Source organism: uncultured Castellaniella sp., from assembly GCF_937988725.1.
GTDB lineage: Bacteria > Pseudomonadota > Gammaproteobacteria > Burkholderiales > Burkholderiaceae_B > Castellaniella.
In genome coordinates, this window is sequence record NZ_CALKHS010000004.1 from 429,636 (window position 1) to 442,895 (window position 13,260).

A 13,260-nucleotide genomic window follows, 5' to 3' on the forward strand; every position below is an offset into this window, starting at 1 on the left:
TGCGCGCGGTTCAGGCGTCGAAGGGCTGCTTGCCCACGGCCTCGGCCACGTAGTCGACAAAGCAGGTGATGCGCGCCGCCAGCGCCGTGTGCCGCAGCGTTTCGGCGCTGGAGGACGCGATCGTCGGCCGGATGCGCAGGACGTCGCTCGCGGCGTTGCGCAGCGGCCAGTCGTTCAGGGTCTCGGGCTGGGTGAAGCCCGGCGGCGCGTGGGTTCCCATCTGCCCCTCGGCCTGATCCACCGAGGCCAGGATGGTCTTCATCTTTGAATTTAAGTCAATAGAGTTTGTTTTATGGCGGGCTTAATCCGCAAATGTAAATCTAGCATACTGCCTCCATTCCTCAACGACTCGGGCGCCTCCATGAGCAACATTCCTTCTCTCGGCGTCGGCGCCTTCCGCCTCACCGGCCCGCGCCGGTCAATGGATGGCGTGGCGCTGCCCGAATTCATGGAGGCCCCGACCTCGATCCCCAAAGAGACCTGCAATGTCTGATATTCAAGATCCCCTGTTCAAACCGCATGCTCTGGGCGCCCTCGAACTCCCCAACCGCATCGTGATGCCGCCGATGACGCGCTCGCGCGCCAGCCAGCCCGGCGACGTGCCCAACGCGCTGATGGCCGAATACTATGCCCAGCGCGCCAGCGCCGGCCTGATCATCAGCGAGGGCGCCTGGATTTCGCCGCTGGGCAAGGGCTACGCCTGGACGCCTGGCATCCATACCCCCGAGCAGATCGCCGGCTGGCGGCTGGTGACCGAGGCCGTTCACGCCGCCGGCGGGCGCATCTTCGCGCAGTTGTGGCACGTGGGCCGCCTGAGCCACACCAGCCTGCTGGACGGACAGTCGCCCGTCTCCTCCTCGGCCATCCAGGCCCGGGGCGTGAACGTGTTCGTGGCGGATGACGACGGCAAGCCCGGGTTTGTCCAGGCTTCCATGCCGCGCGCCTTGAGCGTCGACGAGATCCGCGCCATTGTGGGCGACTATCGCCAGGCCGCGCGCAATGCGATGGCGGCCGGCTTCGACGGCGTCGAGCTGCATGCCGCCAACGGCTATCTGGTCAACCAGTTCATCGATTCCAACGCCAACGACCGCACGGACGCATACGGCGGTTCGCTGGAGAACCGCCTGCGCTTCCTGGGCGAGGTGGCGGACGCGCTGATCGAAGGCGCCGGCGCCGCAGGCCGCGTCGGCATCCGCCTGGCGCCGCTGACCACGCTCAACGGCTGCGAGGATGCGGACCCTGAAACCACTTACCTGGGGGCGGCCAGGCTGCTTGCCCGCCTCGGCGTGGGCTACATCCACATCGCCGAGGCCGACTGGGAGCAGGCCCCGCACATGCCTGTCTCGTTCAAGCGGCGTTTGCGCGAGTCATTCCCCGGCGCCATGATCTATGCCGGCGCCTATACCGCCGAGCGCGCCCGTCAGGCCTTGGAAGAGGGTTGGGCCGACCTGATCGGCTTCGGCCGCCCCTTCGTCGCCAATCCCGATCTGCCCGAGCGCCTGCGCCTCGGGGCGCCGCTTGCCCTGCCGGAGCGCGAAACGCTGTTCGGCGGCGGCGAGCGCGGCCTGACCGATTATCCCGCCCTGGAGTCCGCGGCGGCCTGAGACCCGCTTAGCCAGCGCCGGATGATCGCCACGCTGTAGCGCGACTCCACTTCGGTGATGAACCGGGGGAAGTCCACGCTGGCTGAATCGTCCGCCCGGTCGGACATGATGCGCACGGCCGCGAACGGGATACCCCATTCGTGGCAGACCTGGGCCACTGCCGCGCCTTCCATCTCCACGGCCAGCGCATCGGGCAGGGCGCCGCGCAGCGCCGTGCTTTCCGCCGCCGTCGATACGAACCGGTCGCCGCTGACGATCAGGCCCGAGTGGACGCGGGGCGCCGTCAGGCCGAAGGCGTGCATGACCGCGTCCCCCACCAGGGACGATGGATCCGCCAGCACGTCGCGCGCGCTGCGGCTCAGGCCGTCGGCCAGCGCCGCGTCGGCCTCGAATCGGGCGATGCCCGTCAAGGGGATTTCCCATCGGGGAAACAGGGGTGACGCGTCGACGTCGTGCTGCAGGAACTCGGTCGATACGACCACGTCGCCGATGGCCACCTGCGGCGACAAAGCGCCCGCCACGCCGGTGAAGATCATGGCGCGGACGCCGAACCGCGACGCCAGCGCGGCGGCCGTCGCCGCCGCCGCCACTTTGCCCACGCGGGACAGCACCAGGACGACCGGGCGGCCGTCCAGGTCGCCGATCCAGAATTCGCGGCTGCCGAGGTGGACGCATTGCCCGCCCCGCATCAGCGCGAGCAGGCCGCTCAGTTCCTGGTGCAGGGCGGCGATGATGCCGATGGGGCTGGCTGGGTTCGGGGCGGTGGTCACGGGTGTTCTCTATTTGATCGGGAGTCTGTTCGCCCAGGATCCGCGCGGCGTGTTTTCGGGCGAGGCGATAGGATACCGTGACGGCGCATGCCTGTTCCCGGCCGCCTCGCCTGAGCGGCTTCCGCCGGGCCATGACGGCTCAGCGCCAGCGCCTGATCTGCCAGAGGAAGTACGAGCCGCCCGCCAGCGAGGCCATCAGGCCGGCCGGGACTTCCTGGGGAAACAGGATCTGGCGTCCCATCCAGTCGGCCAGGATCATCACGATGGCGCCCATCAGGGCGGCTGCCGTCAACTGCTCCCGCGCCCGCCGAAAGCCCAGCGCGCGCGCCATGTGCGGAGCGATCAGTCCGACGAATGACAGGGGGCCGACCACCAGCGTCGCCAGGGCGCTCGAGGCGGCGGCGATCAGCAGCATGGCGACGCGGGCCTTGTGCACAGGCACCCCCAGGGCGTGGACCGTGGGCTGCCCCAGGGGGAACAGGTCCTGCCAGCGGCTGGTCGCGGCCGCCAGCGGCAGGGCGGCCGCGACCAGGGCCAGCAGCAGCCAGCTCATCGACGCCGAGGCGTAATAGGTCGAGCCGGACAGCCAGGCGGTGACCTGCTGGCCGCGCGGATCTCCGTCGGCCAGCAGCAGGCTGCGCAGGGCCTCGTAGAGCGCGCCGAGCGCGATGCCCGTGAGCAGTATCCCTTGCGGGGAATAACGATTGCGCCGGTTTGATGCGAGTATCAGCAGCAGCGCGGCGCCAGCGCCCAGCAGCGCCATGCCGGAGAGCGCGAGGTAGCCGGGCTGCCGCAGCAGGAACACGCCCAGCAACAGGGCGATGGCGCTGCCGCTGCTGACCCCGAGCAGTTCGGGACTGGCCAGCGGATTGCCCGTCAGGCGTTGAAGAATCGTGCCGGACAACGCCAGGAGAACGCCGCCGCAGCCTGCCGCGATCACGCGCGGCAGCCGCCATTGCAGGCTGTTGGAGCCGAATGGCGCTTGCCAATGCCAGCCGTGCAGCAATTGTCCGAATGACAATGCCAGCAGGAGCGCCAGCAGGAGCAGGACGCCGAGCCACGCCATGCCGCGCGCGGCGCCGTGCTGGAAGGGCATGCGGGCGTCGCCGGCGGCGCCTGGCGCCGTCGGCAGGCGCAGGCGGGTCAGGAGCCACAGCAGCAGCGGCACGCCAAGCGCCGCCGTGACGGCGCCCGTGGGCACGAAGGCGCTGACCTCCGAGGCGTACGCCTGTACCAGCTGGTCGGCGCAGGCCAGCAGCAGCGCGCCGAACAGCATCGAGAGCGGCAGGCGCGACGCCAGCCGGGGGGCGCCCGCGAGCTTCATGATGTTCGGCGCCGCCAGGCCCACGAAGCCGATCACGCCGACGCCGCTGACGAGGCTGCCCGCCAGGAATACGGCGATGCCCAGCCCGATCAGCCGGAGGTGGCGCACCGGCAGTCCGAGGCCGTGCAGCGTGACGTCGTCCAGAGTCGCCAGTCGCAGCGGGCGCAGCAGCGGCAGCAGGCAGAGGACGCAGATCAACAGGCGCGGGGCCAGGAAGCGCACGCCGTCCCAACCCTGCTGCGCCAGCGAACCCGCGCCCCATATCAGCAGTCCCGAGAGCGCCTCGTGGTTGAACAGCAGCAGCACGATGGAGAGGCCGCCCAGCAGCAGATTCAGCGTCATCCCCACCACGATCAGCACCAGCGGATCCAGGCCATGGCGCCAGCTGAGGCGGAAGACCAATGCCAGCGTCAGGCCCGCGCCCAGCATCGCCGCCCATTCCCGCCCTTGCGCCAGCAGGCTGGGCGCGAACAAGGTGGCCAGCATCAGGGCCACGCTGGCGCCGCTGGAAATGCCCAGCGTCGCCGCCGATGCGAGCGGGTTGCGCAGCAGCAACTGCAGCAGTTCTCCCGCCAGCGCCAGTCCGCCGCCCGCAAGCAGCGCAAGGACCAGGCGCGGCCACCAGCTTTGCGACAGCAGCAGTTCCGCGACGGCGGCGTTCGCGGGAGAGGCGGCGCGCAGGGCGGCCAGGGCGGCGGACATGCCGCCCAGCGGCTGCAGGCTGACGGCGGCAAGCATTGCCAGCAGGAACGCCAGGCCTGCGCAGATGAGGATGGCGGTGCGTGGTGTCGCCGTCATGGCGTGCGCAGCCCTTGTTCCAGCAGCCGCGCGAACCGCTGCGCGGACGACAGGCCGCCCAGGCTCCAGACCGGGGGCAGCACGATGGGCGGCCGGCGGCTGGCGACCGGCAGTTGCCGCCAGAGAGCGTTCTCCTGGATGCGCTGCAGCGCGCCCAGCGGCGCGGGTCGGATGATGACCAGGCGGCCTTCGATGCCGGCCAGTTCGTGCCAGCCGGCCAGGCGGTAGCCCCAGTCGTTCACGGGGCCGGTCCAGGCGTTACGCAGACCCAGTTTGTCCAGCACCGCCTGGTACAGGCTGCTGCCGCCGTAGATCCGGAGGTGCCGTTCGTCGGCGATCTGGACGATCAGCAGGGGATCGCAACCCGCAAGCCGCGACCTGGCGTCGCTCAGCATGGCCCGTGTGTCCTCGATCAGGCGTTCGGCGGCTTGGGCTCGCCCGGTCAGCTCGCCCAGGCTGCGTGTCATGTCTTCGATGGCGCGCCAGGTATCGACTGCGGGGTCGTAAAGCGGCAGGCTGCGTATCGGGCCGATGCCGGACAGGCGCTCTTCCATGCCCGCGAACATGGGGGTCGTCAGGATGAGGTCGGGTTCCAGAGCGGCCATGAGCTCCATGGACGGCTGGTTGCGCAGGCCGAGGTCTATCGTGTCTTCCGGCAGCTCGGGCGCGCCGACCCAGCCGTGATAGTCGCCGATCTGGGCGACGCCGTCCGGGGCCTGGCCCAGCGCGGTGAGCGTCTCGGCCAGCGTCCAGTCCAGGGTGAGGATCCGCTGCGCGCCGGCGGGCGGCGGCGCCGACAGCGGGACGAGCAGACAGAGGCTCAGCAGCAGGGTGCGCATGCTAGTTCGCCAACGCGACCGGAATGCCGAGCAGCGGGTGGTTCACGATGCTCATGTCCACGCCGTAGATGTATTGCAGCTGCTCGGGTGTCATGAGCTCCGCGGGTCCGCCGCTGGCGATGACGCGGCCGCCGCTCAGGGCGACGAGCCGGTCGCAGTAGCGTGCCGCCTGATTGATGTCGTGCAGGACCAGGATGACGCCCAGGCCGAGCTCGCGGCTCAGGCGATGGATCAGCTCCAGAACTTCGGCCTGGTGCGCGATGTCCAGCGCGGCCAGAGGCTCATCCAGCAGCAGGAAGCGGCTGTTCTGCGCCAGCAGCATGGCCAGCCATACCCGCTGGCGTTCACCGCCCGACAGCGTATCGACGCGTTGGTCGCGGTAGGCCTGGGTCTGCGTCAGTTCGATGGCGCGGTCGACTTCGGCTTTGTCCTGCGCGTTTGCGCGGCCCAGCAGGCCTTGCCAGGGGTAGCGGCCGAACTGGATCAGTTCCAGCGCCGTCAGATGTTCCGACGGCGGCAGGTGCTGGGGCAGGTAGGCGATTTCGCGAGCGAAGCGGCGTTGCGGCCAGCTGGCGACGGGGCGGCCGTCGAAGTCCACGCGGCCGGAACTGGCTTTCAGTTGCCCGGCCAGCAGTTTCAGCAAAGTGGACTTGCCCGAGCCGTTGTGGCCGATCAGCCCGTAGATGCAGGCGGCGTTGAACCGGATGCTGGTGGGGTGCAGCAGGGTTTTGTCGGGGAGCCGGTAGCCCGCCTGGTCAAGTTGAAACATGGCGATGTGCGCAATGAGGGTGCAGGCGCGGGCAATCGCCGCACAGTTCGGTGCCCGGCAGCAGGTAGTACAGGCAGCACAGCCGGCGCACGCGTATCGTGCCGGCCTGCGTATCGGCCTGATAGCGCACCGGCCCGCGGACGGGATTGGGGCTGCCGTCGGCCAGTGCGGGCGCATCCAGCATGGCGTCCAGGGCCTGTTGCAAGGACGTGTCGGCGCGCGGATGCGGGCGCATCCTGCCCGCCAGGTATTCCAGCAGATTGCCCAGGTTGTTCCAGAACACCCTGGGGGCGGTTCCGGACGCCAGGGCCAGGGCCTGGATGACGGGCCCGGCCAGCCTGATCGGGTATTCGCTCGCCGAGCGTTCGTCCAGGGCATGCACGGTCGGCGCTTCTTCCGCCCAGTGCAGGCCGCAGACTCCGTGGCCGGCCGTGATGCGGACCGCGTGCGGAACCGGACAGGCGCGTTCCAGCACCAGGGCGGCGACCAGCGGGGTCATGACCGTATGGAAGTACCAGCGCGACCAGAGCGACGCGATGGCGCGCGGGTCGCCGCCGGGATGGCCAGCCTCCAGGGCAAAGGCCTCCAGCAGCGTGGCGATCCGGTCCGGTTGGCGCAGTGTCGCGCAGCGCGACCAGCCGTCGCCCTGGAGGCGTGTCTCCAGGGCGGGTAGCAGGGGAGCGAGGGTCTCGTCGCGCTGCAATTTCCGGATCAGATCGCTGGCCAGCATCAGAATCGGTAGCTCGCGGTCAGGTTGATGCTGCGCTCCGCGCCGTAGTAGCAGAACTCCAGCGAGTTGCAGGCGGCGACGTATTTCTTGTCGAGCAGATTCAGGACGTTCAGCCGTGCGCTCAGGCCTTTGGCGCCCAGCGCGGAGAAATCGTAGCCGACGGCCAGGTCGAACAGCGTGTAGGACGGCAGGGTATGCGTATTGGCTCGATCGGACTGGATGCCGGCGATGTGGCGCACGCCCAGCGCGGTGTTCAGGCCGCGCAGGCTGCCGCCGTAGCGGTAGTCGGCCCAGAGGCTGGCCATGTGCCTGGGCGCGTACACCGCGCGATTACCTTCGTTGCCGTCGTCGCTCCGGGCGTAGCGGATGTCGTTGAAGCTGTAGCTCGCCTGGACGCGCAGCTGGTCCGTCAGCCAGGTGTTGGCTTCCAGTTCGACGCCTCGCGAGCGGATCTTGCCGACGGCGCGGTAGGGGTCGGTGGGTTGTTCCTTGGTGGCGACGTTCGTCTGGTCGATCTGGAACAATGAAATCGTGTACAGGTCCCGGCTGCCGGGGGCCTGGAACTTCAGGCCGGTTTCCCATTGCTCGCCTTCCATGGGCTTGAGGAGGTCGCCCCTGGCGTCCACGAAGTTGGTCGGTGTGAACGCGGTGGAATAGCTGACATACGGAGCGAAACCCTGTTCGAAGACGTACATCAGCGCGGCGCGGCCGCTGAACTGATTGTCCTTGAGCGTGCTGGCGTAGCCCGTGTCGAGGTTGGTGCTGGAGATATCGACCCGGTCATGGCGGGCGCCCAGGGTCAGGCGCCATTGCCGCCAGGACATCAGATCCTGCAGGTAGACGCCGGTCTGCTTCAGTTCGTGCCGCTCGCGCAACGGGTCGTACATGGCGGTGGGCGATGCGCCATAGGTCGGGTTGAACGCGTCGATGTTGGGGAAGGCGCCGGAAGGCCAGCTGACGTCGTTCTCGCGCTGTTGATAGTCCAGGCCCGTCAGCAGGCGGTGCTCCAGTGCGCCGGTCCGGAAATTGAATTCGAGCTGGTTGTCGATGGCGAAGGCGTGCAGATCCTCTTCGCTGCCGGCGTAGTATCGGTACAGTTCGGTGGGGGAGGCCCAGCCGTAGGCGTAGACCTGATCGAGCGTAACGTCCGATTTCAGGTATTGCGCATTCTGGCGGAAGGTCGCCGTGTCGTTGAAGTTGTGCTCCAGGGCGTAGCCCAGCATGGTCTGGTTGCGGCGGTATTTCTCGTAATCGTCCTCGCCTTCGAAGAACGAGCGCGAGATCGTCCTGCCCGCGTGCGGGACGACGGTGCCCTCGTACGGCAGGCCCGAGTGGTAGCCGCCCTCCGGCTCGCGCTGCAGGTAGGCGGTCAGGTCCAGCGTCGTATCCGGGGTGATGCGCCAGGTCAGCGACGGCATCAAGGCGTAGCGTTCCTCCTTGACTTGGTCGACCTGGGTGTCGGTGCGGCGCGTCTTGCCCGTCAAGCGCCAGGCGACCGCTCCGTCGGCCGCTGTCTCGTTGAGATCGAAGGCGGCATGGGCCTGCTTGTGACTGCCGGCGCCGAGTTCCACTTCGCCGAAGGAGTCGAACCGCGGCCTGCGCGTTTGCAGCGCGACGATACCCCCGGGCGACGATTGGCCGTAGAGCACCGAGGCCGGGCCGCGCACCACTTCCATGCTCTCCAGGAACCAGGGGTCGATCACCAGCGAACTGTGCGAATTCGTGTCGCCCAGTATCTTCAGGCCGTTCAGGTATGTATTGCCCAGGCTGCCATCGGAAAAACCGCGCAGCACCAGGTAGTCGAAACGGTTCGAAGCGCCGACCTGATTGCTGAACACGCCCGCCGTGTACGAAGCCGCGCGCTGCACGCTGGTGGCGCCTTGTTCCTGCATCCGCTCCTGGGAAATGACGGAAACCGATTGCGGCGTTTCCAGGATGGGCGTCAGCAGTTTCGTGGCGCTTTGTTGGGCGCCCACGGTGATGGCGTCCAGCGCTTGTGGCTGGACTCCGGCATCAGGTTCGTTGACCGGCGTGGCGCCTTCCTGCGCCTGGGCCGTGCCGCCCAGCCCGGCGGCCAGCAGCGCGACGGCCAGGGACGGCCGGATTCGTCGGAACAGGGGCTTGGTGTCTTGCGTCCGGATGAACATGATGTGCTGGGTCCAGGTAAACATGATTCAGAATTATTATCATTCACGATTTTGGACGGGTATGCATGATGACTGCTTGCGTATGCGCGCTGACGAGATGCGGGGACATGGCGGCCTGCGTCGCTAATTCAGGCTGCTGGGCGTGGCGCCGTAATGCTTGCGGAAGGCGGTGGCGAAGTTGGTGGCGTGGCGATAGCCGCTGAGGTGCGCGGCTTGCTGGACCGAGTAGCCCTGTTGCAGGTATTGGCGGGCAAGCGCGAGGCGCCTGTCGCGCAGGTAGTCGAAAACGGGCATGCCGAACATCTGGCGGAACTTGCCGCGAAAGCTGCTCGGGCTCATCGCGGCCAATCCGGCGAGCTGACTTACGGCGTAGTCCAGGCCGGGCGCGCCGTCGATCTGCAGGCGGACTTTTTCCAGGCGGCCGCGTTCGTCGGGGGACAGCGCCGCGGTTCGCGCCGGCTCCGCGCTGTCGCCGATGCCGTGGGCAAGCAGCTGCAGCGCCAGCCCTTCCAGCAGCAGGCGTCGTTGCAGCGCGTTCATGCGTTGCCAGGTGTGCAGCTGTCGCAGTGCTTGATGCAGATGCGGCGGAATGCGCCAGAGGCGGGTGATTGGCTCGGGGAGGTGCGGAAAGCTGTCCGGCGACCATGGAAGCGGCATGTCGCCTGACGTGCGCACGCTGTCCAGCGCCAATGTCAGGGTCTTCAGGTGCTGGTTGCAGCGGTGCGCGGCGCGGAGCCTGCTGCCGACGGCCAGACGGGTGGTGAGGGCCATGCCCGCCGGCACGATGTGCTGTTGACCGGCGATGCTGATTGCGACGCTGCCTTCCATGATCGCCAGCAGGAAGAATGAGGTATTGCGCGTGGACAGGGATTCATAAGGCTGCAGGATGTCCAGGCTGGAGTGCGTGAGGTGCAAGCCCGACGCCAGCGTCAGTTCGTCCACGCGGCCGCGCGACACGACCGGGTTCGCCGATCCGGCGCCGGCCGCCAGTCTGGGGAACTGGAAGTCGATGCCGAAGCGTTCACCGAAGCCTTGCAGATCCGCGACGGACAGCTGGCGCAGGGAAGAGGAGGAGTGGGCTGGGACGATCAGGATGCGGAGCAGTGAATTTGTGGAATGGTATTGAGAATTATAATCATTTTCTTCCATTCTTACACTTGGCAAGCAATCCGGCCCCGCTCGCCGGGACGCGCGTTGCGGGAAAAGTCTAGCTGCTGGGCAGCATAGCGTGTGTCGGGAAGCGGCTTGAGCCAGGAGGTTCTGGCGCAACGTGCCGGGGCCTCATGTGCGACCGTTGTATGCATGGAGGCGCTTGCCAAAGGCGATAATGCCCCATGGATCGGAATATCCCTGGATGCCGCCGCAACATGTTCGTAGCCTTGGAGTGAAAGCGTGCCCGTATTGAACGAAGCCTCAGCGTGCGTGAGCCTGGCGCAGGCGCGTGCGCTGCAACTGCATGCGCAGGGTCTGCTGCAGGCGCCGCGCCGCCGCGCGCGCCGGGACGACGTGGTGGCCGCCATCGAGCGCATGCGCCTGCTGCAGATCGATTCCATCCATGTGGTGGCGCGCAGCCCCTACTTGGTGCTGCAGTCGCGGTTGGGCGATTACCCGATGGACTGGCTGGACGAGGCGCTGGCGGCCGGCCGCATCGCCGAATGCTGGGCGCACGAGGCTTGCTTCGTCGGCGCGCGCGACTTCGCCGCCCACCGCGCCTGGCGCGAGCGCGCCGGGCACTGGGCGCACCGCCATGCCGAACGTATGCGGCTCGAACAGCGCGAAGTGATGGCGGACGTGCTGGGGCATGTCCGCGAGCATGGGCCGGCGCGCGCGGCGGATTTTTCGCGCACGGACGGCGGCAACGGCGCGGGCTGGTGGGAGTGGAAGCCGGAGAAGCGCGCGCTGGAGGCCTGGTTCACGTTGGGCGAGCTGATGGTGCTGCGGCGCGAGCGATTCCAGCGCGTGTACGACGTGGCCGAGCGGGTGCTGGCCGGCTTCGACCCGCCGTTCGTGCCTTGCGCCCCGGATGCGGCGCGCCTGCGCCGGCGCTTCATCCTGGACAGCGTGCAGGCCCTGGGCATCGCGCAGGCGCGTTGGATCGCCGACTACCACCGCCTGAAACCCTCCGTGAGCGCGCGCGAACTGGCGCCGCTGGTGGCGGCGGGCGAGCTGCTGGAGGTGACGGTGGCTGGCTGGCCGGCGCCGGGCTACGTGCATCCGGCGCACGCCGATGCTCTTGCCAAGGCTCGTGCCGGCCGCCTGCGCGCCACGCACACCGCCTTGCTGTCGCCGTTCGATCCGCTGGTGTGGGACCGCGCCCGCGCTCTGGCGATGTTCGGTTTCGACTATCGCATCGAGTGCTATGTGCCGGCGGCCAAGCGACGCTACGGCTATTATGTGCTGCCCATCCTGCATCGCGGCGCGCTGGTGGGGCGGCTGGATGCCAAGGCGCACCGCGCGGAAGGGGTATTCGAGATCAAGGCGTTGTACCTGGAGGATGGCGTGGCGCCCGCGCCGAGGCTGGTGCAGGAGCTGGCTGCGGCCATTGCGCGCTGCGCGCGTTGGCACGGCACGCCGCAGATCCGGCTGGCGCATTGCCAGCCGGAGTCGCTGGCGCCCGCCTTGCGCGCCGCGTGGCGGGAAGTTGGATCGGAGAGTGCCGTGTCGGGCACCTAGATTGCACCGCCAGACGCAAAAAAGCCCAAACCGGAGTCTGGGCCTTTTTAGATTCTGGAGCGGGAAACGAGACGCACATTAGCAATCTAAGGCGCTGTTTCATAAACGCTTTTTCCATCTGTATAAGCAGATGGTGACTTGATTTTAGCCTTGTTTATCGACGTCGGCAATGGAGCCGTTCCATCGATGTCCAGGCATGTCCAAGCGCATCTTCTGAGTCTCCATCCATGCTCGAACGAGGGGAGTTTCAATAAGTTACGGCGCATTTTAGCGTTGTAGTGATGTGGGTGTCAGCTGCAGTTCGCAGAGGTTGCGTGCTCTTTCAATGGTTCTGGGCGCCACGCTTTTAGATGCTATTTAGGTCTATCAGGATACCGATCAGGTATTACCGTCGTAGGATGCCCCACTATGGTGCAGCGAATTCACCACACACAAGTTGAGTCCTTAGGACTCTTGGTTATGCCATGCAGATATCAGACTATACACGTTTGGTCTTGATTAGAACGGCTCCGATTGCGACGCTGATGGCATGAGCGCTAATGCTGAGCTAATTTTCTGTCTTTGCTCGATTACTGGCAAATGTTAATTTTTGCATATTGAACGAACGAAGGCTAGATGTTGCGGATGCTAATAATCTTGCATGTCCGTTTCTTCCCGTCTCTGTCGCTCTAGTCGGGGGGAGAGAATAGCCTTTGGTTGGCAACGGAACCGTCAATGGGGTGACGCTTCCGTGGGGAGAAGGGACATGCATAACGAGGGTCCCCCGCGATCGAAGGTGTTTTATCATCCTCTTGAGGCAGCCGTTCGCTGGGCGGGGTTATTACGGTATGAATCGCTGATTATGAAATCAGTCAGATCACTTCAGTGTCTACCTCGGTCAATGGATTGCCCTCGTTGGGGTGAATGTCGTCTATATGCGGAACGCATCTATGATGGCATCGTCAATAGTGAGCTGCCGTTTGGTAAGAATGGAATTACACTCAACGACGATGCTCTGCTCACTTCTCCAGAATTGACTATCCGTCACATTAATCTGAAACGTTGGATGCGAACTTACTATCCAGAGCACCGGCCCGGTTTTCTCTTTAGCCGTGGTGAACGCATGACGCATCCCTTTATCACTGTAGATACGGTTCAAGCGATATTGACCGAGCGCTTGGCTTTGAGGGCCGCGTTGGGGCAGAATCAACGTGATTTTCTCGAATTGCAGGAAAAATATAAATCCTTGCTTGAGAAGTCCGCGGCATTGCTATCGTCCGAGCAGGGTGCCATTAGTGATCGAGCTGAAGCTACCTATTTGCACATCATTGGCAGCATGTTGGCATTGATGCTAGGACAATCACCGTCTGGCATGCCGTACTCAAACTTCAAGACCCAAGAAGCTATCGTAAGTGCATTGGTGGCACATCACGATGGCGTCATGGGCATCACGGAAAGGACGTTGAACGGCAAATTCGCAACGGCAAGGCGCCGACTGCATAACGTCTCCCTTTGAAGTCGGCCAGCTTGTATGTGCAGTCGCGGATATTGCATTTGCAATGATTTTCTGCGGCAGTGTCTATTGAATAGAGGTCACGCCAACAAACGCCACTGAGCGTTCAGGAGT

At 66.0% G+C, this 13,260-nt stretch carries 11 protein-coding genes and 1 pseudogene; 4 read left to right on the forward strand and 8 right to left on the reverse strand.

Translation table 11 applies throughout. From position 1 onward, the window contains the following. Positions 1-10: 10 nt before the first annotated feature. A pseudogene (locus tag Q0263_RS05510) lies at positions 11-223 on the reverse strand (LysR family transcriptional regulator); the annotation flags it as partial. 138 nt (positions 224-361) lie between these two features. Between Q0263_RS05510 and Q0263_RS05515 the strand changes: the two are divergent. Next, the gene (locus tag Q0263_RS05515) at positions 362-493 is read left to right on the forward strand and encodes a hypothetical protein (protein ID WP_298014135.1); all 132 of its coding nucleotides are present in this window, start codon (positions 362-364) and stop codon (positions 491-493) included. Continuing rightward, on the forward strand, positions 486-1,604 hold the full coding sequence (locus tag Q0263_RS05520) for an alkene reductase (RefSeq protein ID WP_298014136.1): 1,119 nt from the start codon (positions 486-488) through the stop codon (positions 1,602-1,604). Before Q0263_RS05515 ends, Q0263_RS05520 begins: the two co-directional genes overlap by 8 nt. Here the strand turns inward: Q0263_RS05520 and Q0263_RS05525 are convergent. The 7 genes from Q0263_RS05525 to Q0263_RS05555 form a co-directional block, all read right to left on the reverse strand. Next, positions 1,574-2,374, reverse strand: a complete 801-nt coding sequence (locus Q0263_RS05525; protein ID WP_298014139.1) for a 5'-methylthioadenosine/adenosylhomocysteine nucleosidase — start codon at positions 2,372-2,374, stop codon at positions 1,574-1,576. The two genes, Q0263_RS05520 and Q0263_RS05525, sit on opposite strands and share 31 nt — an antisense overlap. 139 nt (positions 2,375-2,513) lie before the next feature. Further along, the gene (gene fhuB, locus Q0263_RS05530; RefSeq protein WP_298014141.1) at positions 2,514-4,496 is read right to left on the reverse strand and encodes a Fe(3+)-hydroxamate ABC transporter permease FhuB; all 1,983 of its coding nucleotides are present in this window, start codon (positions 4,494-4,496) and stop codon (positions 2,514-2,516) included. Continuing rightward, entirely contained in the window at positions 4,493-5,335 is an 843-nt protein-coding gene (locus Q0263_RS05535; RefSeq protein ID WP_298014143.1) for an iron-siderophore ABC transporter substrate-binding protein, read from the reverse strand. Before Q0263_RS05535 ends, fhuB begins: the two co-directional genes overlap by 4 nt. 1 nt (position 5,336) lies before the next feature. Continuing rightward, entirely contained in the window at positions 5,337-6,104 is a 768-nt protein-coding gene (locus Q0263_RS05540; RefSeq protein ID WP_298014145.1) for an ATP-binding cassette domain-containing protein, read from the reverse strand. After that, positions 6,091-6,834 carry a siderophore-iron reductase FhuF gene (gene fhuF, locus Q0263_RS05545; protein ID WP_298014147.1) on the reverse strand — a complete coding sequence of 248 codons (744 nt, stop codon included), beginning with the start codon at positions 6,832-6,834 and terminating at the stop codon, positions 6,091-6,093. The genes Q0263_RS05540 and fhuF overlap by 14 nt, the downstream gene beginning before the upstream one ends. Further along, positions 6,834-9,005, reverse strand: coding sequence for a TonB-dependent siderophore receptor (locus Q0263_RS05550; RefSeq protein ID WP_298014149.1), 2,172 nt, complete (start codon positions 9,003-9,005; stop codon positions 6,834-6,836). Before Q0263_RS05550 ends, fhuF begins: the two co-directional genes overlap by 1 nt. Positions 9,006-9,104: 99 nt before the next feature. Next, entirely contained in the window at positions 9,105-10,130 is a 1,026-nt protein-coding gene (locus tag Q0263_RS05555) for a helix-turn-helix transcriptional regulator (protein WP_298014151.1), read from the reverse strand. Positions 10,131-10,373: 243 nt separating this feature from the next. Here Q0263_RS05555 and Q0263_RS05560 point away from each other — a divergent pair, with 243 nt between their 5' ends. Both Q0263_RS05560 and Q0263_RS05565 read left to right on the forward strand, forming a co-directional pair. Beyond that, a complete protein-coding gene (locus tag Q0263_RS05560) occupies positions 10,374-11,654 on the forward strand; it encodes a crosslink repair DNA glycosylase YcaQ family protein (protein WP_298014153.1) in 1,281 nt (426 codons plus the stop codon). Positions 11,655-12,399: 745 nt separating this feature from the next. Continuing rightward, a complete protein-coding gene (locus Q0263_RS05565; RefSeq protein ID WP_113934389.1) occupies positions 12,400-13,149 on the forward strand; it encodes a hypothetical protein in 750 nt (249 codons plus the stop codon). The last annotated feature ends 111 nt before the right edge of the window (positions 13,150-13,260 follow it).